Source organism: Polynucleobacter sp. KF022, from assembly GCF_027924105.1.
In the GTDB taxonomy this organism is placed as follows: Bacteria; Pseudomonadota; Gammaproteobacteria; order Burkholderiales; family Burkholderiaceae; genus Polynucleobacter.
In genome coordinates this window covers 105,669-127,434 of the sequence record NZ_AP026972.1, presented here as the reverse complement: position 1 = coordinate 127,434, position 21,766 = coordinate 105,669, and the positions used below count along the sequence as shown (strand labels likewise).

22 protein-coding genes and 1 tRNA gene are annotated in these 21,766 nt (G+C 43.4%); 5 read left to right on the top strand and 18 right to left on the bottom strand.

From position 1 onward, the window contains the following. Positions 1-102: 102 nt before the first annotated feature. The gene (locus PKF022_RS00725; protein ID WP_281776804.1) at positions 103-1,431 is read left to right on the top strand and encodes an MFS transporter; all 1,329 of its coding nucleotides are present in this window, start codon (positions 103-105) and stop codon (positions 1,429-1,431) included. 10 nt (positions 1,432-1,441) lie between these two features. Here PKF022_RS00725 and PKF022_RS00720 read toward each other — a convergent pair whose 3' ends face one another. The 8 genes from PKF022_RS00720 to petA all read right to left on the bottom strand — a co-directional run bounded on the left by PKF022_RS00720 (position 1,442) and on the right by petA (position 7,573). Beyond that, on the bottom strand, positions 1,442-2,518 hold the full coding sequence (locus PKF022_RS00720) for a hypothetical protein (protein ID WP_281776803.1): 1,077 nt from the start codon (positions 2,516-2,518) through the stop codon (positions 1,442-1,444). 8 nt (positions 2,519-2,526) lie between these two features. Next, a complete protein-coding gene (locus PKF022_RS00715) occupies positions 2,527-3,402 on the bottom strand; it encodes a hypothetical protein (protein WP_281776802.1) in 876 nt (291 codons plus the stop codon). A 100-nt stretch (positions 3,403-3,502) separates the two neighbouring features. Next, positions 3,503-3,578: transfer RNA gene (locus tag PKF022_RS00710), tRNA-Thr, on the bottom strand. An 18-nt stretch (positions 3,579-3,596) separates the two neighbouring features. Next, positions 3,597-4,004 carry a ClpXP protease specificity-enhancing factor gene (locus PKF022_RS00705; protein WP_281776801.1) on the bottom strand — a complete coding sequence of 136 codons (408 nt, stop codon included), beginning with the start codon at positions 4,002-4,004 and terminating at the stop codon, positions 3,597-3,599. Positions 4,005-4,033: 29 nt separating this feature from the next. After that, positions 4,034-4,645 (bottom strand): glutathione S-transferase N-terminal domain-containing protein, encoded by a 612-nt coding sequence (locus PKF022_RS00700; RefSeq protein ID WP_068320223.1) that lies wholly within the window; start codon positions 4,643-4,645, stop codon positions 4,034-4,036. A gap of 99 nt (positions 4,646-4,744) precedes the next feature. Beyond that, entirely contained in the window at positions 4,745-5,494 is a 750-nt protein-coding gene (locus tag PKF022_RS00695) for a cytochrome c1 (protein ID WP_281777446.1), read from the bottom strand. Between the two features lie 65 nt (positions 5,495-5,559). After that, the gene (locus tag PKF022_RS00690) at positions 5,560-6,960 is read right to left on the bottom strand and encodes a cytochrome bc complex cytochrome b subunit (RefSeq protein ID WP_216231143.1); all 1,401 of its coding nucleotides are present in this window, start codon (positions 6,958-6,960) and stop codon (positions 5,560-5,562) included. Between the two features lie 10 nt (positions 6,961-6,970). Beyond that, the gene (gene petA, locus PKF022_RS00685) at positions 6,971-7,573 is read right to left on the bottom strand and encodes a ubiquinol-cytochrome c reductase iron-sulfur subunit (RefSeq protein ID WP_216231141.1); all 603 of its coding nucleotides are present in this window, start codon (positions 7,571-7,573) and stop codon (positions 6,971-6,973) included. A 137-nt stretch (positions 7,574-7,710) separates the two neighbouring features. Between petA and mscL the strand changes: the two genes are divergently transcribed. After that, a complete protein-coding gene (mscL, locus tag PKF022_RS00680) occupies positions 7,711-8,133 on the top strand; it encodes a large conductance mechanosensitive channel protein MscL (protein ID WP_281776800.1) in 423 nt (140 codons plus the stop codon). 21 nt (positions 8,134-8,154) lie between these two features. Then, on the top strand, positions 8,155-9,333 hold the full coding sequence (locus PKF022_RS00675) for a Do family serine endopeptidase (protein ID WP_281776799.1): 1,179 nt from the start codon (positions 8,155-8,157) through the stop codon (positions 9,331-9,333). A 23-nt stretch (positions 9,334-9,356) separates the two neighbouring features. Here the strand turns inward: PKF022_RS00675 and PKF022_RS00670 are convergent, their stop codons facing one another. From PKF022_RS00670 to PKF022_RS00655, 4 genes are read right to left on the bottom strand one after another with little or no spacing between them, the layout of a single operon-like run. Then, complete coding sequence (locus PKF022_RS00670; protein WP_216231138.1) at positions 9,357-10,091, bottom strand: amino acid ABC transporter ATP-binding protein; 735 nt, start codon at positions 10,089-10,091, stop codon at positions 9,357-9,359. Between the two features lie 36 nt (positions 10,092-10,127). After that, positions 10,128-10,796, bottom strand: a complete 669-nt coding sequence (locus tag PKF022_RS00665) for an amino acid ABC transporter permease (protein WP_216231137.1) — start codon at positions 10,794-10,796, stop codon at positions 10,128-10,130. Between the two features lie 11 nt (positions 10,797-10,807). After that, positions 10,808-11,599, bottom strand: coding sequence for an amino acid ABC transporter permease (locus tag PKF022_RS00660; RefSeq protein WP_281776798.1), 792 nt, complete (start codon positions 11,597-11,599; stop codon positions 10,808-10,810). Positions 11,600-11,622: 23 nt separating this feature from the next. Further along, complete coding sequence (locus tag PKF022_RS00655; RefSeq protein ID WP_281777445.1) at positions 11,623-12,504, bottom strand: amino acid ABC transporter substrate-binding protein; 882 nt, start codon at positions 12,502-12,504, stop codon at positions 11,623-11,625. A gap of 232 nt (positions 12,505-12,736) precedes the next feature. On the opposite strand from PKF022_RS00655, the gene PKF022_RS00650 reads away from it, so the two are divergent. Further along, positions 12,737-14,728: a tetratricopeptide repeat protein gene (locus PKF022_RS00650; RefSeq protein WP_281776797.1), complete on the top strand. Its 1,992-nt coding sequence runs from the start codon at positions 12,737-12,739 to the stop codon at positions 14,726-14,728. On the opposite strand, the gene PKF022_RS00645 is transcribed toward PKF022_RS00650, so the two are convergent. Both PKF022_RS00645 and PKF022_RS00640 read right to left on the bottom strand, forming a co-directional pair. Then, positions 14,725-16,704, bottom strand: coding sequence for a tetratricopeptide repeat protein (locus PKF022_RS00645; protein ID WP_281776796.1), 1,980 nt, complete (start codon positions 16,702-16,704; stop codon positions 14,725-14,727). The two genes, PKF022_RS00650 and PKF022_RS00645, sit on opposite strands and share 4 nt — an antisense overlap. 128 nt (positions 16,705-16,832) lie before the next feature. Next, positions 16,833-18,155 (bottom strand): porin, encoded by a 1,323-nt coding sequence (locus PKF022_RS00640; protein ID WP_281776795.1) that lies wholly within the window; start codon positions 18,153-18,155, stop codon positions 16,833-16,835. Positions 18,156-18,363: 208 nt separating this feature from the next. Between PKF022_RS00640 and PKF022_RS00635 the strand changes: the two genes are divergently transcribed. Further along, entirely contained in the window at positions 18,364-19,827 is a 1,464-nt protein-coding gene (locus PKF022_RS00635) for a sel1 repeat family protein (protein WP_281776794.1), read from the top strand. Here the strand turns inward: PKF022_RS00635 and tatC are convergent. The 4 genes from tatC to PKF022_RS00615 are packed head-to-tail and all read right to left on the bottom strand — an operon-like array spanning position 19,824 to position 21,746. Beyond that, the gene (tatC, locus tag PKF022_RS00630; protein ID WP_281776793.1) at positions 19,824-20,606 is read right to left on the bottom strand and encodes a twin-arginine translocase subunit TatC; all 783 of its coding nucleotides are present in this window, start codon (positions 20,604-20,606) and stop codon (positions 19,824-19,826) included. The two genes, PKF022_RS00635 and tatC, sit on opposite strands and share 4 nt — an antisense overlap. 11 nt (positions 20,607-20,617) lie before the next feature. Next, complete coding sequence (gene tatB, locus PKF022_RS00625) at positions 20,618-21,094, bottom strand: Sec-independent protein translocase protein TatB (protein ID WP_216231126.1); 477 nt, start codon at positions 21,092-21,094, stop codon at positions 20,618-20,620. 57 nt (positions 21,095-21,151) lie between these two features. Then, entirely contained in the window at positions 21,152-21,373 is a 222-nt protein-coding gene (gene tatA, locus PKF022_RS00620; protein WP_216231124.1) for a Sec-independent protein translocase subunit TatA, read from the bottom strand. Between the two features lie 16 nt (positions 21,374-21,389). Beyond that, positions 21,390-21,746 (bottom strand): histidine triad nucleotide-binding protein, encoded by a 357-nt coding sequence (locus PKF022_RS00615; RefSeq protein ID WP_216231123.1) that lies wholly within the window; start codon positions 21,744-21,746, stop codon positions 21,390-21,392. Positions 21,747-21,766 lie beyond the last annotated feature (20 nt).

Sequence of the window (21,766 nt, the reverse complement as noted above, 5' to 3'; positions counted from 1 at the left end):
ATAGAACTGTAACTGAACGAAAATGACAAATCAAGAATTATTTGATGCTGTGCAACAAATATATTCAGTTAAACTTAAAAACCCATTTAAATCAATAACTTAATGTCTAAAAAAGATTCCCCCTCTTATCGAAAAGTGGCAATTGCAGCCTGCTTTGGCACCTTTTTAGAGTGGTATGACTTTCTCACTTTTGCCACTCTTGCCGTGGTTTTTGCCCCGCTCTTCTTTCCCTCCAGCGATCCCAACACAGCCTTATTGGCCAGCCTAGCGACGTTTGGGGTTGGGATGGTAGTGAGGCCTATGGGGGCAGCTCTTTTTGGCTCTATGGGCGATCGTATCGGCCGAAAGCCTGTATTTATGATCACCATCGCATTAATGGGTTTTGCAACTGTTTGCGTTGGGTTTTTGCCAACTTATGCTCAAGCTGGAATTTGGGCGCCAATCCTACTTGTCAGCTTAAGGCTACTCCAAGGACTCTCAGCAGGCGGTGAAATCGGCGGAAGCGCTGTTTACCTTACAGAGCATGCTGGAAATGATTACAGAGGATTCAAAACCAGCTTTCTGCAACTCATGGGCCCACTTGGGATTTTGTTTTCCACCCTGCAAATTGCATTTCTTAGAGGCTACCTCTCCCCAGAAGAATTTCAATCTTGGGGATGGCGGGTGCCTTTTTGGATCTCCATCATTTTGTTATTGATTGCATTCAAAGCGCGCATGGCTTTAGAAGAAACACCGGTTTTTTTAGAGCTGAGTAAGACCCAACAAAAACCTGCGAGCCCCCTACTCAATAATTTTCGCGACCCGCACACTCGCAAGCGAATGTTTCTGCTTTTCTTCTGTATTTCGGCAGGCGGTGCAGTACTTTTCTTTTGCGTACAAGTCTATACAGCGATTTTTCTCAAAACCTCCGTAAAGCTTGCGCCGGAATTAGTTGACCAGCTCAGTATTTATGCAACGCTTACGCTATTTCCTCTGACAATTTTTGCAGGCTGGCTATCCGACAAAATTGGTCGCAAGCCAGTTGTCGTTAGCGGCCTTCTTTTGGGGTCAATCTTTATTTTGCCGGCATTTCATTTGCTCAAAACGGTTGGCATGCAATATTTATTAAATCCAAGTAATGGCCTCGGTTTTATCCTGATTGCCATGCTGCTTAGTGGTCTTTCTCTAGCGCTTGCTTTAGTTGTTGGACCGCAAACGGCAATGCTGGCAGAACTCTTTCCTGCAAAGACTAGAAATAGTGCAGCAACGCTACCTCACAACCTAGCGGCGGGATGGATTGGTGGTTTACTACCCTTCATTGTTACCTGGCTTAACCAGCGATGGCAAAGTGATAGTGCAGGTCTTTGGTATCCAACGATCTTCTTGGCAACTGCAGCCATTGTTGCCATTCTCTACTTACCGGAAACAAAAAAGGTGTCTTTATTGGACTAGTCCCTGCGGACTATAAATAAAGCTTGCGAGATAGGCTACGAAGTTTTTTTCTAAAACGCTTTCCCTGGATTGCTGCCTTATCAAAAATGCTAATAGCAATTTCTGCGCGCTTTAACGAATCATCACTCAAGAAAACCGACTCAAATTTATTCATCACGGCAGAATGCGAAAAAGCCTGGGAATAACAGTCCCAATTTTGTTTTTGAGCTGCGGCTTTATCAAAACTCAAGAAGATCTCTCGCAGATCATTGGGGCCTTTATACAAAATTGCCTTGGACCCCAAAACATCAATGTGGTTTCTCTGGGGCGAGAGTGCATAAGTAATTACCGGCTTATTGTGCATTGAAAATTCACCGCAGGCGAGACCAAAGCTCTCTCCAATACCCCTTGCATGAATCATGGCATCGCAGGTATTAATAAAGCTGGATTTAAATATCGGGTCTGAGTTCCCTGGAAGAAATTTCACCTGGGGATGGTCAATAAATTGATCAATATTCATGAATAGAAAATAAATCTGTGAATTTTTATCAACGAGATCGGCAATTACCCTCTTCACAAAATCAAGATTAAAACTATCACTACCGCCATAACATCCAAAGACAACCGCCTCCTTAGGAATACCAAGACTCGTTCTTTGTGAGTCTCCCTGAATTGGCAAATCGATAATATGAGGTACAAATGGAATCTTTCCATCCGAACATTCTTCGCTTAACCACTTAGATACATAGGCATAAATATCGCCATGAATCTCACTAACCTTTTGCGGGAAGACTGCATGAATCAAATTAGGAACTCCTGGCAACATATAGTCATCTCGCTCACCGGATTTAATCAAATATATTGCATCGATTACCCCGCGATCAGCAATGGTTTTTAAATCCGAAAAATGATCGTATGGAACTAATTCGAGTTCTTTTTTAAACTTCTCAAAGACAGCTGGCTGAATGCTTTCTGAACGGCGATCATAAAAAACAATGGACTCATTTCCTAATATTTTTTGATTTTGGATTGCATAATCAAAAATTGCCACATGGGTGCCTCTGAGAGACATTAGGCCCGCATCAAATCCAATTTTTTTATAGCTCATTAGTGGGCCTACTTCCCCTGTAATTGATGAGCATCAATACTTAGTAAAGCTTGCTTTATTAGCGATGGCATATCAATATTTTTAATAGCCATATAACCTCGGTTTGATCGTTCTTTAAGTCCGGACTCATCCTGTAATGCCGATATACAGTATTCGGCAAGATCCTTATAGCTCGCATATCCAACCGCCCCTTGATAAGGGTCATGATCAGAAGCCTCTGAAATAACTACAGCATGATTGGATAGCAGATAAGAAATTCTGACTGTTTCAAGAACATCAAGGTCATCGAAGCAATGTACATTGACGATGATTTTTGAATTCGCAACTACTTGATCTCGATTTTCACCAAACGCACCATTATTTTGGGTGATGGCGCCCACACGATATCCCCTGTTGATGAGAGTCTGCAGAAACTCTGAGCGCCGGGAGCTTAATGAACCGATAAACAAAAAGTCAAACTCGTGTGGCGACTCCTGCCAAGAAAACTTTTCACAAACAGGGTGATAACCTGGGGGAACATAAGCTAAATTTTTAAGCCCTTTTGATTTAAGGTATTCAAAATTCTTAGGTGAGTAGTCCCAAACAGATAGCGCTCTAGATAAGAAATCTAAGTACTTTGGGTAATTTTTTAGATGACCCTGATGGTCATCTAAAATTTCCATTTGATAAACGATATAAGGCTGCGTTAGATGGCTAGAGATGAGAGTGTCGTTGAACATTATGGAGCCAATCAAAAGATTGATTGCATCTGCTCGCATTTCATTCACAGTCATGCTGCACTCGTACCCTAGATCCCTCAATGAAGCAGCCACAGATAACGCTACATCATCAAATAAATGATGAAAATCGTTTATCGCAATTTTGCATACATTGAAAGTTGGCATATTTTTATACTACTTTAGAAAATATTCGATGAAAAGCGAATGTGCCTTTCTAAAGATTAATAAAAAAGCTCACTGTTTGTAGCAGTGAGCTTTGTATTTATGGTGCCCCTTGTCCGACTCGAACAGACCACCTACTGATTACAAATCAGTTGCTCTACCAGATGAGCTAAAGGGGCAACGGGATATATTTTAGCCTATTTCACAACCTTCAAGGCTGGTCTTGAAGATTTAGGTTTTTCTGGGGCTCCATCCGAGGCATCGGCAATATGCAAATCACGGGCCTGCGCTGGGTCAAATGGAAAAGACATACCCTGACCATTCTCCCGGGCGTAAATGGCCAGGACATGGCTTACTGGCACCATAATTTTTCGAGGAATCCCACCAAATCTGGCCTGAAAGCTAATCCAATCATTTTCCATCTGGAGCTGATGGCAAGCCTCAAGTGACAGGTTAAGGACAATTTCATCGTTCTTAACAAACTCCATAGGAACCTCCACCCGAGCATCAACAAATACAGCAATGAAGGGTGTAAAACCAAAATCCGTGCACCACTGATGTAGAGCACGGATTAGATAGGGTTTGTTACTTGGAATGTCAGACATGCCGACTAGTAATGAACCGCTAGCAAAACTTAGCGGCGCATTACCTTCTCAGAAGGAGTCAATGCCTCAATGTATGCAGGTCTACTAAAAATACGCTCAGCGTATTTCAGTAAGGCAGCAGCATTGCGAGAGAGATCAATGCCATAGTGCTCAAGACGCCATAACAATGGAGCAATGGCAACATCTAGCATTGAGAACTCGTCACCCAACATATATTTGTTTTTGACAAATATTGGCGCCAACTGAGTCAGGCGATCGCGAATCGCTAAGCGCGCTTTTTCATGAACCTTCTCAGCAGCCTTACCCTTTTCGTTCTCCAAAGCTGCTACGTGTACAAACAACTCTTTCTCAAAATTAAAAAGGAAGAGTCGTGCACGTGCGCGCGCCACTGGATCAGGCGGCATCAATTGTGGATGAGGGAAACGCTCATCAATATATTCATTGATGATGTTAGATTCATACAAAATTAAGTCGCGCTCAACCAAGATAGGCACTTGGCCATAAGGGTTCATTACGGAGATGTCTTCTGGCTTATTAAACAAGTCAACATCGCGGATTTCAAAATCCATGCCTTTTTCAAAAAGCACCAAACGGCAGCGTTGCGAGAATGGGCAATTAGTACCCGAGTACAACACCATCATAAATTTATTTCCTTAAATTTCTACTTCAATACAACAAACGCACATCAGCGTTAAATCTCATCACGAATGAGCTCTACTTGTAGAGCTCATTTCATTTAATTAGTGAATATCTTTCCAGTAGGCCTTGTTCAAACGCCAAGCCAAGATGGTGAAGATTGCCAAGAACAAGAGGACTACTACGCCAAGGCGTTTACGCTCTAATTGCACTGGCTCAGCCATCCATGACATGAAAGCAACTAAGTCGGCGATATTGTCGTCGTACTCTTGTGACTTCATTGTGCCTGGGGTTAATTGCTCAAAGCCTACAAATACTTTTTCAACCCTGCTGTCGTCATGAGGATCTTTGCGCTCGTCGAACTTCGCAGCACGCTCACCCTGCAACTGCCATAAAACATGCGGCATACCCACGTTTGGATATACCAAGTTGTTCCATCCAGTTTGAGTGTTGTCATCTTTATAGAAAGTGCGGAAGTAGGTATAGAGCCAGTCGATACCACGGGCACGAGCCTCAACAGATAAATCTGGCGGAGTCTTACCAAACCATGCCTTACCTTCTTTAGGTGTCATGGAAATCGTCATCAGATCGCCAACCTTGGCATCAGTCAAAATCAAATTGTCTTTAATTTGCTGATCTGTCAAACCGATATCGCGTAAGCGGTTGTAACGCATGCTTGTTGCTGAGTGGCAATTTAAGCAATAGTTCACAAAAATCTTTGCGCCATTTTGTAATGAGGCATTGCTACTTACACGATCAGGGGCTTTATCTAAAGGAAAGCCACCTTCATTTGCATTGGCATTAACACCAAAGCCGAGGGCCGCAACCAATACTGTTGCTTGGCAGACGCCCATCAAAGTTTGCAGAATTCGTTTCATGCTAGTTCCTAGTTTCTCTTTGCTGATATCTCAGGCGTGAATTAATGGGGCTTAAAAGTAACGCGCGTTGGAACTGGCTTGAACGTACCAAGCTTGCTCCAGAAAGGCATTGCCAAGAAAAAGCCCAGATAATAAATCGTACAAATCTGAGAAATCTTTTCGAATACTGGTGATGGTGGCTCAATACCTAAGTAGCCCAAGATAATGAAACTCACAACGAACACACCATAAATATATTTATGGAACTGTGGACGATAGCGAATTGATTTCACTGGTGACTTATCAAGCCAAGGCAAGAAGAACATGATGACAACAGAACCGCCCATGATCACAACGCCCCAAAACTTAGCATCAAACAGGTAGAAGCCAGCGGCCAATATCACTGCGATTGCGGCACATGCGCCCTTCACTTTTTTATCGCTTGAACTTCTCGCAAACATTCCAAGAATGACTGCCAAGAAGATCCACAAAGGCAATAAGAAGTTAGTGGTCGTTGCCCGCAACATGGAGTAGAACGGCGTGAAATACCAGACCGGAGCAATATGTGTTGGCGTTACAAATGGATTAGCCGGAATAAAGTTATTTGCTTCCAAGAAGTATCCGCCCATCTCTGGCGCAAAGAATACGACACAAGCAAATACCATTAAGAATCCGCCCAAGTACATGACGTCGTGAACGCTGTAATAAGGATGGAACGGAATGCCATCAACTGGATGACCGTTTGCATCTAAATTCTCTTTAATTTCTACGCCATCTGGATTGTTTGAGCCCACTTCATGCAACGCAAGAATATGAGCAGCAACTAGTCCAATCAATACCAATGGAATAGCGATCACATGGAATGCAAAGAAACGATTGAGGGTAGCATCACCAACAACATAGTCGCCACGCAACCACAAAGATAGGTCTGGGCCAATAAATGGGATCGCTGAGAACAAGTTCACAATTACTTGTGCACCCCAATAGGACATTTGACCCCATGGGAGCAAGTAACCAAAGAACGCCTCACCCATCAAGCACAAGAAAATTGCGCAACCGAAAATCCAAATCAATTCACGTGGCTTGCGATAGGAGCCGTAGATCAAGCCACGGAACATATGTAGATAAACCACTACGAAGAACATTGAGGCACCAGTTGAATGCATGTAGCGAATCAACCAACCCCATGGCACTTCGCGCATGATGTATTCGACAGACTCAAATGCCTTAGCTGCGTCTGGCTTGTAGTTCATCACTAGGAAAATTCCAGTAATGATCTGAATTGCCAAAACCACAATAGCTAATGCACCAAAGATATAGAAAAAATTCAGGTTCTTAGGAGCGTAGTACTCACTCATATGACGCTTGAATGCGTCTGTAACAGGCAAACGTGAGTCAACCCATGCCATTAACTTTACGGCGGCTGAAGCGTCTGCAGGAACTTCTTTTTCGTGAAATGCCATTTATCTCTCCTTAGGCCTTCTTATCTTCGCCAACCAGAATCTTGGTATCGCTCAAATACATATGCGGCGGTACTTCCATATTGTCTGGGGCTGGTTTGTTCTTAAATACACGGCCGGCCATATCAAATGTCGAACCATGGCATGGGCAAAGGAAGCCGCCTGGCCAATTATTAGGCAAAGAAGGTTGTGCACCTGATTCAAACTTAGCGGTAGGAGAGCAGCCCAAATGGGTGCAAATGCCCACAACTACAAGGTACTCAGGCTTAATGGAGCGCCACTGATTTTGGGCGTAAGGAGGCGTAAATTGAGCTGGGTCACGCAAAGAATCTGGATCAGCCAATTCGCTATCAATCTTTGATAACTCAGCAACTTGCTCAGGGGTACGACGAACCACCCAAACAGGCTTGCCGCGCCATTCAACCATCCTCATTTCGTCCGGCTGCATGCCAGCGATATCGATTTCAACAGCGGCTCCGGCGGCTTTAGCACGCTCAGAAGGCTCAAAACTGTCCACAAAAGGGTAAAGGGCTGCAGCTGCGCCTACACCGCCAACCGCCGAAGTGGCGATCAACCAATTACGGCGATCCTTGTCCATACAGGGCTTGTCACTCATTTACAAAATTCCTAAAAAGGGTATTTATGGGTGGAAATTGCTTAAAGATAGGATTTTAAAGTAAAAAGTGGGGTAAGCAAGAAAGTTATGGGGTTAATTTCGGGTTAATCTGGATCCATGTTCAAAGGAAAGCATTTATGGGCGTTTTAAAGGAGTTTCGGGACTTTGCTGTAAAGGGCAATGTGATTGATTTGGCAGTCGGCGTCATTATTGGCGGCGCTTTCGGGAAAATTGTCGATTCCCTGGTAAATGACATCGTTATGCCCGTGATTTCGACCCTTTTAGGGGGTCATATCGACTTTACGAACCTTTTTCTTGTCCTTGGCCATATCCCAGAGGGTGTCCCAAGAACCTTTGATGCCCTTAAAAAGGCTGGGGTACCCATTTTTGCCTATGGCAACTTCATCACCATTTCGATCAATTTCATTCTTTTGGCCTTCGTCATCTTCCAAATGGTCAAAGTGGTGAATAGAATTCGTTTAATGGATGCGCCTCCTCCTCCGCCAGTTCCAGAGGATGTGATTTTGCTTCGCGAGATTCGTGACAGCCTCAAAAAATAATCTGCGTACGCTCAATCCAAAATGTTGAATCGAATCTGGTTGCTATTTGCACAATCAGTAACCATTTTGATGGCTGCATTGTTCATTGTTGCCACTCTTAAACCAAGTTGGCTATCGAATGGACAAATGGGCTCGATGGTGGAGAGCGTCACCCTTAAGGAAGGCACTTACGACAACTCCGCAGTCAGTCCTGGCTCGTATCATGAGGCTGTCAAAAAATCGATGCCTGCAGTAGTCAATATTTTTACAAGCAAGGCAAATGTAACACCCAAAACCCGCAAAGGTAATGGTAATAATTCGGCCGATCCTTTTTTTAAATTCTTTTTTGGCGATCAACCACCAGACGCGGAGCCCAGCTCCAGTCTTGGTTCTGGGGTACTAGTAAGCCCCGAAGGCATTATTCTCACCAATCACCATGTCATTAGTGATGCAGATGAAATTGATGTAGCGCTTGCCGATGGAAGAAAAGTAAAAGCCAAAATAATTGGTAGCGACCCAGAAACTGACATTGCTGTTTTAAAGATTGATGCCAAACAATTACCAACACCAATCACACTAGGAAAAGTGGAATCCATTCATGTGGGTGATGTAGTGCTCGCCATTGGAAATCCATTTGGAGTTGGTCAAACAGTGACCTCAGGAATTATTTCTGCCCTAGGTCGTGATCATGTAGGCATCAATACTTTTGAAAACTTTATTCAAACGGATGCTGCAATTAATCCCGGAAATTCTGGCGGCGCATTAGTAGACACACGTGGTCATTTAATTGGAATTAACACTGCCATTTATTCCAAAAATGGAGGCTCTATGGGGATTGGTTTTGCCATCCCAGTTAACCTTGCAAAGCAGGTCATGGAATCGATCCTCAGTAACGGCAGTGTGACAAGGGGCTGGATTGGGGTGGAACCTCAAAACCTCTCAAAGGAGCTTTCTGAATCGCTAGGATTGCCTAAAAATACCACTGGTGTTCTTTTATCTGGAGTTCTGGAGGGTGGGCCCGCAGCCAAGGGTGGCGTCAAGCCTGGGGATGTTTTAGTTGCTGTCAATGGCAATAGCACCAAAGATGTCAGGCAGCTACTCAATCAGATTGCACAAATTAGCCCCGGCAATGAGGCTACTCTCAAAATCTTACGCAAAGATAAAGAATTAGAGCTTAAGGTTCAAGCCGGCAAAAGGCCCAAACCAAAAACAATGAATTAACGGCGGAGACTATTCCGCTAGATTTATCCAGCCAGTATTTTGGATAAAAAGTCTTTTGCTCTCGGCGAGCGCGCGTCTGGATTGCCGAAGAATTCATCTTTGCTGCAATCTTCAATAATGCGCCCCTGATCCATGAAGATCACTCGATGACTAACCTTGCGTGCAAAACCCATTTCATGAGTAACGCAACACATCGTCATACCCTCATTGGCAAGCTTTACCATCACATCCAACACTTCACCAACCATTTCAGGGTCAAGGGCAGAGGTAGGCTCATCAAACAGCATCACAATTGGATCCATACTTAAAGCACGTGCGATGGCAACACGTTGTTGCTGACCGCCAGATAGCTGACCTGGAAACTTATCTTTCTGCGCAATTAATCCAACTCGCTCGAGATACTTAAGGCCATGAGTTTTTGCTTCATCGGCCGTGCGTCCCAATACTTTAATTTGGGCAAGCGTGAGATTCTCGGTGATAGAAAGGTGCGGGAAAAGTTCAAAGTGTTGAAATACCATACCTACCCGAGCACGCAGTTTAGGTAGATTGGTTTTAGGGTCATGCAGATTAATGCCATCAACTGAAATTTGGCCCGACTGAAATGGCTCCAACGCATTGATGGTTTTAATTAAAGTCGACTTCCCAGAACCAGAAGGGCCGCAAATAACCACCACCTCACCTTTTTTAATTGACGTAGTGCAGTCCGTCAGAACCTGAAAGGAGCCATACCATTTAGAAACGTTTTGAAGTTCAATCATGATGGTCTATATAGTGTGTAGCGATCAAAAAAATAATTAACGAATAATGGCAACTTTTGCCTGTATGGCGCGTACCGCTTTAGATAGAGAGAAGCAGATGATGAAATAGGTAGCGGCAGCCAAAATATAGGTTTCAATTGGACGGCCATAATTTTTACCTGCAATCTCAAAACCTTTTAATAAATCATAGGCTCCAATCGCGTAGACCAAAGAGGTATCTTGAAACAAAATGATGGTCTGCGTCATAAAAACAGGGATCATGTTTCTAAATGCTTGCGGTAAAACTACCAAACGCATATTTTGTCCATAGGTCATTCCTAAGGCTTCGCCTGCATACATCTGACCCTTAGGCACCGACTGAATACCCGCTCTGACAATCTCTGAAAAGAAAGCTGCTTCAAATGCAATGAAGGTAATCGTTGCAGATAAATCTGCTCCAATGGGCCTACCGATCAACATCGGAATCAACAAGAAGAACCAAAGGATCACCATGACCAATGGAATGGAGCGCATTGTGTTGATGTAAAAAGTAGCGGGATAAACTAAAAACGGCTTACCGGAAAGCCTCATCAGCGCTAAAAAAGTACCCACTACGATGCCACCAATAGTGGCAATGACTGTCAGCTGTACGCTAAATAACAAACCTTTCAGAATGTAATTTGTAAACAGCTCCCAATTGTAAAAACTTAGATCTAAGCTCAACATATCATCACCATTTAATGAGCCAGACTTGCATCATTAGATGCGGCAGAGAACCCAGGAATTCGGCTTCTTTTTTCAATCAACGTCATCACTCGATTGACTGCAAAAGCAGATAAGGCATACAGCGCAGTCACTGCTAAATAAATCTCAACGCCATGAGAGGTCTCCTCTTGGGCTTGCATAGCAAATAAAGTAAGCTCGGGAACGGACACCGCAAATGCAACGGATGAGTTTTTAATCACGTTCATACTCTCCGAGGTCAGCGGAGGAATAACGATACGCAATGCCATAGGCAAGATGACATACCGATAAGCTTGGGGCGTTGTTAGTCCAAGTGCGGTTGCCGCAGCTCTTTGACCACTTGGTAAAGACTGAATACCAGCACGCACTTGCTCTGCAATTCGTGCAGATGTAAAAAACCCTAAAGCAATGCTGACGAGCCAATACGAGGGAAGCGCTTTTAAGGGAAGAACAAAAGCGGGAATAACGTGGTACCAAAGAAATACCTGAACCAAAACAGGAATGTTTCTGAACAGTTCAACCCAGGCGGTTGAGAGTCTGACCAATACCCTACTCACTCTTCCGTTATCAGGTAGCGTTCTCAGCGTACCCATAACGGCACCCAAAATCAAAGCAATCGCAAGTCCTAGGCCTGCAACAGCCAGCGTCCAGCCCCAGGCCTTCATCAGCCAGTCCAGATAACTGGGATCCGCATTTTGAGCAAGTCCAAAGATAGAGGAGAAGCAGTGTTCAACTACTTCTCCATCTAAGGTGCTTTTACAAAAAACACCTAAATCTAATGCCATATAAGAAACTTATTTTTATTAAATTACTTCTTGTTGTAGTCTTCCGCAGGCTTGTCGTTGAGGTTGGCCCAAGCATTTTTAGTGGCTGGGGATAGCTCAAGACCTACTACGATATTTTTTGGTGGAATTGGTGACAAGAACCACTTATTCCAAAGTCCAGGCATCTTGCCATTAGCAACAATCTTCGCAATAGCAGCATTCACGGCAGCCTTGAACTCAGGGTCATTCTTCGGAACCATGATGGCGATTGGTTCAGTAGCAAGCACTTCGCCAACAATTTTGAAATCTTTTGGATTCTTCGAGTTAGCAATATTACCCGCCAAAATTGAGCCATCCATTACGAAAGCGTCTGCACGGCCTGACTCCAATAACAAGAAGCTATCTGCATGATCTTTACCAAACACTTCATCAAAGTTCACGCCGTTTGCTTTTTCATGCTTACGCAATAGCTGAACAGAGGTAGTTCCAGTGGTAGTGGCAACTTTTTTACCTGCCAGCTGAGAAATAGAAGTAATGCCTGAATTAGCTTTAACTGCTATGCGTACTTCTTCAACGTAAAGAGTGTTAGCAAAACCAACATCTTTTGCACGGGCAGTATTGTTGGTAGTTGTGCCGCACTCAATATCCACCGTGCCATTTTGCACCAATGGCACACGATTTTGCGAAGTCACTGGCTGATAATTGATGCGCAATGTGCTCATGCCTAGCTTGTCTTTAATATCGCCCAAAATCATGCGGCAGATCTCTACATGGTAGCCATCAAATCGGCTATCGCCAGTGGTATAGGACATAGGAATAGAAGATTCACGTACGCCCATAGTGACAGCGCCGCTAGACTTAATCTTATCCATAGTGGCACTTGCAGCATTTGCGCTGGAGGATGCCATCATTAATGGTGCAGCCATCACAAAGAGTGCTGAATAGAGGAAAGATTTGGATTTCACATTTTGCATAATAAATTGCCTCTTTAAAAAGGGTCCCAGTGTTGTTGAGTTATGTTTATTTAGATACGCTAATAGATATTATTTTTATCTCGAGGTTCATTTTTAGCAGACTTTTTCAATTTAATCCACCCAAACCATACTTTCCAAGGGAGGGCCACCAAAAACTATCAGTCTTACCCCCTAAAATAAGACCATGAATCAGCCCTCAATCTCAAGTAGCTATCAAAAAGCCTTGGACTTGCTGAATTCTGGCCAATTAATGGCTGGCATTCAGCAATTACTAGAGATATTAAAGATCCAAACTGGACATCCAGATTCCACCCAATTACTCACGCAGATCGCCAACTCCTTTCCCGACAAGAATCAGTCAGTTCAACTTCTGAGCGACTGTATTAATCAGGGGGTGAGCTCCCCCATCATTTTTTATGAATTAGGCTCGAGTTATCTTGCCTTAGGGAAATACCCTGAGTCACTTGTTTCCCTTAAAAAAGCTTTAGCCCTTGATCCCCATAGCTTTGAAGTTCTTCACGATATGGGTGCCACCTATGCGCTGATGGGTCAAAAGATTGAAGCTCAAAAATATTTTCTAAAAGCTGCTTCTATTAATGACCAATCTGCAGATTTGCTATACAACATCGGTAGACTTTATGACGATCAATATGAATTAGATAAGGCTATTCACTTTTATCAAAAGGCTGTTAGCGCCGATCCTTCACACTCAGAAGCATGGGTTAATCTCGGTATTGATTTAAGTGCATTTAAAAAATATCCCGAAGCATTGGTTTGCTTTGAAAAGGCCTATGCCCTCAATCCTGGGATTGAATTTTTGTATGGGGACTGTATCTATACCCGCATGCGAATGTGTATGTGGGAGGGAATACAAGAAATAGAACATCGATTAATCAATGGCATTGATCATGGTGAAAAAATTATTTCTCCACTACCCATATCGGCACTTATTGACTCACCAGCCCTAAGTCAAAAGGCAGCGACGCTGTTTGCACAAAGCAACTACCCCAGCGATCCTAGGTTAGGTCCAATACCAAAACATACGAATCAGAGAATTCGTATCGCTTACTTTTCGCCGGACTTTCATGAACACCCAGTTTCGTATTTAATGGCAGAAGTCTTTGAACTGCATGATCGAAGCCAGTTTGAGGTCTATGCATTTTCTTTTGGCAAAGAGACCACAGATTTAATGCGCCAAAGGCTACGCGCCTCATTTGACCAATTCATTGATGTTGCCAATAAAACCCCCGAAGAAATTGCCCTCTTATCCAGAGAGATGCAGATTGATATTGCAATTGATTTGTGTGGCTATACAGAGAACGCTAGATCCGAAATCTTTGCACTACGAGCAGCCCCTATTCAAATGAGCTACATTGGATTTCTAGGGACGATGGGTGCTGAGTATATGGATTACCTCATCGCTGATGAAGTCATTATTCCCAATGAGCTCAGAAATTTTTATACCGAAAAAATTATTTACCTGCCGAGCTATCAGGCAAATGACTCTAAACGAGCCCCCGGAACCAAAGTATTCACAAAAGAAGATTTTGGAATTGCAGCGGATCAATTTGTTTATTGCAATCTCAATAATGTTTTTAAAATTACAAAGCCTATTTTTGACTCTTGGCTAAGAATATTAAAAAGCACGGACAATACTGTTTTATTGCTTTTTGCAGAAAATTCACAGGCTGTTGCCAACCTCAAAGCCCATGCAATCAGTAAAGGCCTAGATACCAAACGACTCATTTTTATGGAGCGCCAGCCAAGGGCCGACTACCTTGCCTGCTATGGGATCGTTGATTTATTTCTGGATACCAACCCCTACAATGCTGGCGCAACTGCTAGTGATGCCCTCTGGATGGATGTCCCAGTACTCACTTTGCAGGGGTCATCCTTCCCAAGTCGGGTTGCCTCAAGCCTACTTACAAGCCTCAATCTACCCGAATTAATTCACCAATCTATTGCGAGCTATGAGGAGCAGGCAATTGAATTGGGGTCACAAAGTAGCAAGCTAGATGAAATAAAAAAGAAATTAATCGCCAATAAGAATACTAGACCCCTTTTTAATAGCAAACTATTTGTACAGAATCTTGAACAAGCTCTGATAAAAGCACAGATACTTTCAGCGAATAATCAACCACCTCAAGATATAACCGTCGCAAAAATACCAACTTAAGAAATATAAATATGTTCTGGTGGGACGCCTTGTTGATGACGTTTGTATATTTCCATATAAGCACTCTCTAAATTTTTAGTAAAGAGTGGTGTATCAAACAATGGTGCTGTTAATAAATTTTGCTTAAGACGGTTCTTTATTACCTGTAATTTCTCAGGATGAGTCGCTAACTCGATAGCTAAAGATTCATACTCTTGCTGGGAGTTGACTACCAAATCAGGTAGCCCTATAGCATTCAATAAGCTCGCAGCCACCCTGGCAGCAAAGGATTTTCCTGCTAATGTCAGCACCGGTAGTCCAGCCCATAGGGCGTCACTAGCTGTAGTGTGTGCGTTACAAGGAAATGTGTCTAAAAATAAATCTGCTAACTGATATCTGCCTATATGTTCTGCTGAAGGAATGCGCCCCGCAAAAATAATCCTATCTGGATTTAACCCTCTTATCGCGACTTCCTTTTTCAAATGAGCTACTGCAAAGGGATTATCAGCAAAAAGCCAAAGCACACTCTCATCTACTGCATTGAGTATTCGAATCCAACCATCTAATACTGAGGGCAAAATTTTGTAATTATTGTTAAAGCAACAAAATATGAATCCTGAAGATGGTAGACCATAGTCTTCTTTTGATTTTGCAGATAAAGAAACTTTTTTATTTCTATCGTTAACCTGATAGCTATCTGGTAAGTAAATGATCTTTTCAACCATGCCATTTTGAGCATCTTTAGGTATCAAAACGGGATCTGCAACAACGTAGTCGAAGCATGATGTACCCATAGTGCCAGGGAAGGCTAAATAGCTGACCTGAATGGGTGCGGCTCCATACATAAAAATAGGCGCCCTACCCTCCTGGGTAAAACCTTTTACATCAATCGCGATATCAATCTCAAACTCCCGAGAGAGGGCTGCTATCTCTTGATCTGCTTTGTGTTCAACATCGATAAACTGATCGAATGCCTTCACAAGTCTTGAGCGCATTTCATCTGGCTGATTGCGTCCAAAAACAAATGCGATTAATTCAAACTTTTCTCGGTCATGGCTTTCAAATAATTCAGCCATCAAGTGAGCCGTAGGATGATCATGAAAGTCTGCCGAGAAATAGCCCAAACGAATTTTTTGATGATTTGGGTATGAGGAAATGCCCTCTCTTTTGATATCCCCCTGAATACCATTGGCGTAAATAGATATCGCCTTCTTGATCAATTCAGGATCATCCAACAAGGTAAATACGTTGTAAGGCAGGGCAACCTTATGCCCCTCCTGTATCCCACTTATGAGCTGCCGAGTCTGATCTTGCAAATTTGACCAATCGCACATCTGCAAGGCATTTTGCAGTTTTATGCCAAACAAGTAATCCAATTGAGGGGCAATCTCATATGCCCTCTGAAATGCTGTCTGAGCCAAAGCAAATTGCTTATCCTCAGCGTAAATATTTCCCTTAGAGAGCCAAGCATTCAGATTGCCGGGATCTAAGGCGATGACTCGATCAAAAGCATCAATTGCTTTCTCATAATGCTTCGTCAGCCAATAGGTTTTCCCCATCTCCTCCCAGGCCATCAAAGACTCAGGATTGATGGCGCTTGCCCTTTCACTGCAAGCAAGTGAAAGCCCATATTCATGGCGCAGATTAAAGATGACAGCAGCATTACATAGAGCGCTGACATCGGAAGGATTCAACAGGAGCGCCGCTTCATAAGATTGCAGAGCCTCTTCAAAACGCATCAATAACTTCAGAATATTTCCGCGATTACTCAGCGCAAGGAAGTTATTTGGATCAGACTGAATGGCAAGGTCAAAATATCTCAAAGCCTCCTCCCAATCCGCCTCAATAGCAGCAACTACTCCCAAATGACGCAATATCTCCGTTTGCTTGTTATCAATTCTTAATGCTTCTTCCAAGATTAGCTTGGCAGAATCAAGCTGATTGGCCTGTATCTCTTGTGTTGCCTTTTGTAGTAATTGAATAATTTGAGGACTCATAAACTTATCTTAATCGAAGGACTCGCAAGCAGGTATATCCAGAGACCAATAAAGAAAAACCCACCGTGTTACCACGGTGGGTTAATTTAATGCCTAACTAATTCTAACTAGCTTACGCTAGCATTAAATTAGAAAGTGTGACGGATACCAACAGCGTAGTTGCTGATGTTTGTAGAGCTAGGATTGTTTGTACCCATAGTCTGTGAACCATTCAAAGCTGTTGGCAATGAAGTGTTTGATGTACCAGTTTGACCATAGATTGCGTACAAGTTAGTACGCTTGCTGACCCAGTAGTTAGAGCCAATCTGCCATGCTGTCAAGTTAGCAGTGTTAGCACCGTAACCTGTGTAACGACCCATACCACCAGAAGCCCAAGCTTCGATAGCTGGAGTGATGTAGCTACGAACACCGATCTGCTCAGCAGAACGCTTGAGGTAGAAATTGCTGTTCTGTTGTGCAGAAACTTTACGATCGATGTACTGAGCGTATGCCTTCAAGATACCGAAGTCATAAGTAGCAGCTACGTAGAACTGGTTGTCTTGTACGTTTGTACCAGGAGTTGAAGCACCACCTGCGTAACCAACTGTTGGGAAACCAGTATTGGTAATAGCAGAGTTAGTAACTGTTGCACCTGTAGAAGCTTGCATTGCATAAGATGCATATGGGTTGTAAGCTTGCTTTGAAGTCAAAGCCTGGTAGTTAGCAGTTGCATAGAACTTTTGAATTGCGTAATCAACACCCAAGCCCCAACCGTTTTGGTTATTAACACCGCCAGAAGTGTAGCTAGAAGCTAAGCTAGAAGCTGTGTTTGGCTGTGTAGATGTACCAGTAGTTTGGTTAGAGTTCTTGTTGTTAGCAACAAGCATTGCATTAGCTGTGAAGCCAGCAAATGTTGCTGATTTCAAAGATAACTGGTTGTTTGTACGAACTGTGTAAGCTGCACCAGTTGAGTTCTCAGCAGAGCCAGCACCTTCAGTGATAGCTGGGTAAATAAGGTTACCAGCAATGTTGTTAGCTTGACCTGGGTCAGTTGCGGCAACAGCGTTATGAACTGTTGTGTACTGAGTACCCAATGCGAATTGGCCAACGCCATTCTTCTTCAAACCAACGAAAGTTTGACGGTTTTGTGTAGCGCCAGTATTAACGTTTTGTGCGCCGTTAGGTGTCAAACCGAGTTCGATAGTGAAGAAAGCAGAAGTGCCGCCGCCTAAATCTTCAGTACCCTTGAAACCCAAACGTGAAGTAGATTCTGCAGATGATGAGAATGCGTTACCTGTTGTCTTGCTTACAACGCCTGATGGAGCACCAGTTGTTGTTGGCAAGTTAGCTGCACGTGTGTTGTAACCAACATAACCAACGTCCAAAAGACCGTATACGGTTACGCTTGATTGAGCTTGAGCTGCGCCAGCAAATGCTGTTGTAGCTGCGATAGCAAATAGCGATTTTTTCATTCTTTAAATCTCCAAAAATTAAAAGTAATGCCCAAATAAAACTGGGACCATTGAATTTTGCTTGTTTTGCCCTACTAGATTGGGGGTCAGGGTATTTAGGAGCTCTTTTTGCTTGTCAAAAGGTAGTTTTTTGGCTTTCTTCGTTGTATCTCGGCAACAAGCCCCCTCTTTTCTGTCTTTTATAGGCCTCAGATGCCAAAATTGTCATATGGCAAGCCGTGAATTCTTAAAAATCCTGAGTTCAGCCCGATTGGGTGATGTTTCTGCGCAACAAAATTTGGCCAATGCATACCTAACAGGTGCCTATAAAACGCCTATTCAGCCTGCTAATGCCTTGATTTGGCTAGAGAAATCCTATTTTTCTATTACAAATCAGGCACTTGAAGATCAAAGCTCAAGTAGCTCTGAAATTCTTAAAGCCTTGGCTCAAGTTGCCTCCATCCCTTTAGTTGAAACCTTTAATTCCCCTGCATTTGGGTTTGGCTGGGACTCATTTTGGAGGCTTGCTGAAGCAAATCATGATTTAGAGCATGCCTCAGCAGCAAAGTGGCAGCTAGTGAATTTACTCATCAATCCACAGCATCAAGACATTCAATCCCAGTTATCTGATTGGCTTAAAAAATCTAGCGGTGTTACAGCTGTTGAGAAAATTTCTGCGCTGGATTTTGGCGGCCTTCAAAAACTAGCAAAAAATTATTTGGCCGAACTAGCAGAAGGAAGCTCAACTTACGCATCCAATGCAAAAGAATTGCTCATCAAGCTCCAACCAAAAAATGAGGCGCTCTCTTCTTTGTGGAATGTTTGGTTAGACGAACAAAATGAAGAGGCTTTAGTTCGAGCGGCTGAACTTGGTCTAACTATTGCAAAGCTTACTTTGGGCTTAAGACTTGCACAACTCGACGACAGGGTTGAGTCAGCCGAAACAAAATCCAATGCCTCGCTTAAAAAAGCAGCACATTGGTTAGAGCTTGCTGCGAAAGATGGCGATCGCGATGCATGGTATGCACTTGGCGAAATTTATCGACGTCCACAGTTTTCTGGATACAACGCAGCAGAAAGTGATCGCTGCTTTGATCGCGCCGCTGACCTTGGTCATGCGCAAGCACAGTTACGCAAAGGTGCCAATCTATGGCGCAAGCGCGAAAAGTCTGAAGAAAAGGTTCGCGGACTACAAGCCTCTTATTGGGTTTGGCAGGCGCATCAACAAGGAGTACCAGAAGCAAAAGATTTGCTGAGCAAGATTTTGGAAAGTTGCTCGGATCCAAAGAAAAACGAATGGTTTGAGTTGGCTCAATTTGCAGAGCAGGCGCTAAATCACCATTCCGAACATAAGCTAGATGAAGATTGGCTCTTGTTATGTCATCGACTCATCATTGCAAACCAATTTAATTTCAGCAAAGCAGAATTATTGCTATGCGAAGTGGGTCAGCTGCAACATGAGCACTGCGTTGTCGTCGATATTCGCTGGGAGCTACCGAAGATATTACCTAGATTGATTCAGATTGAAACTATTCAACAACGTCGCGCCCTATTAGCGGCTGGCAAAGCTTTTGCGGGCTCTGAAATAGACCTGGAGGGCAATCTTCGCCAAAGACGCTATCGTTTTGATCGAGCAACCGACTGGTTGAAGGCGACCTTTGCAGGTCAAGCGACCGAAGCAACTACTAATTAAGTAGTAGAGCTCTCTGACGCAACATCATCCTCTGATGGCTTGGGCTCATAAAAACGGGCAATCAAAAGGCCTAGCTCGTAGAGCAGTGTCATAGGGATAGCTAGAAGTAATTGAGACAGTACGTCTGGCGGAGTCACGATTGCTGAAATCACAAAAGCGCCAACAATCACATATGGGCGAATCTCTCTTAGCTTGGCCAGCGGCACCATACCCATGCGTACCAAAACAACTACCACCACAGGAACTTCAAAAGTAAGACCAAATGCCAAAAAGGTATTCATGGCAAAGCCAAGATATTTATCGATATCAGTAGACATCTCTGCACCCAATGGAGCGTTATAGCTGGCCATAAAGTTAAACACCGTAGGGAATACCAAAAAGTAGGCGAAGGCCATACCAATAATAAATAAGCTGTAGCTACTCACCACTAGAGGAAGTATCAACCTTCTTTCATGCAGATAGAGGCCTGGTGCAATAAAAGCCCAGAGTTGATACATCACCACTGGTAACGCAATCAAAAATGCCACAAGCATGGTGACTTTCATCGGCACAAAGAATGAACCCGTGACGTCGGTCACAATCATTTTGCCGCCTGCTGGCAATGATTCAAGTAAAGGCTGTGCAAATAAATGAAAAATATCTGGGGCCCAATAAACGAGGCACACAAAAACTACAATGATTGCTAATGCAGACTTGATTACGCGATCACGCAATTCAAATAAGTGGGATAGAAATGTTTCTTGTAACCCCGAGTCTTCAGTTGAATTCTTTTCAGTCATGCGTTTATATTTTATTTACCAGCGGTATGATGAAAACGCTTCATTCGGGCAGCCCCAGATTGCACACGAGTACGAATGCCTGCAGAGCGCTTAAACCAAACCGGCCTTGCGGCACGACGCACACCCCAGCTATTGCGGCCCTGGCGCTTGCTTTTACCGAACACTTCTTTTTCATTCAGCGGTGGTTTTTCGAAATGAGTTTCAAAGATGTCAGCCTGATCGCTCAAGTTAGCGCCGGCCTCTTGAACGGTGGAGCCAATACTATTTTCAACTTCTTTGAGTGTGGCGGTCGTTTCTTCTCGAAACTTTTTAAATTCTTCGACTTCCATTTGGCGGTTGACTTCAGACTTGACATCAGCCATGTAGCGTTGCGCGCGCCCAAATAAATTTCCTGCCATGCGGGCTACTTTTGGTAAACGCTCTGGTCCAACAACGACCAAGGCAACTACGGCAATTAGCGCAAGCTTTGAAACTCCAAGATCAATCATTTAACTCAGTCATTTTTTAGCTGCATGAGCTTCTATTGCGCTTCAAATATTGATTGATTATTTGTTGACGTCTTTAGCCTGAACATCAACAGTCTTTTCTGCTGTTGCAGAACTTTGTTGAATTTGCTCTTTAGACTCTTCAGGGGTTTTCATGCCATCTTTGAAACCCTTAACAGCACCGCCCAAATCTTGACCGATGTTACGCAATTTTTTGGTACCAAATACCAACATCACGATAACCAAAACAATTAACCAATGCCAAATGCTAAATGAACCCATCTTTAATCTCCTAGGATTATTTTTTCCAGGGGCGGGGACCGCCCATCACATGTAAGTGCAAGTGATAAACCTCCTGCCCACCATCCGCACCATTGTTTACCATCAATCTAAAGCCGCCATCCTTGCCGGGACGACAACCCTGCTCTTTGGCAAGACGGGGTGCTAATTCCATCATTCTACCCAGCAAAGGGATATCTACGCTTTCCGAAGACTCCAACATGGGTATATGTTTTTTAGGAATCATCAAAAAATGGATTGGGGCTGCAGGATTGATATCTTTAAAAGCGTAGATTTCCTCATCCTCGTAGACCTTCTGGGAAGGGATCAAACCCGCAGAAATCTTGCAAAACAGGCAATTAGGGTCGTGTGACATGCTTATTCCGTAGTTATTCC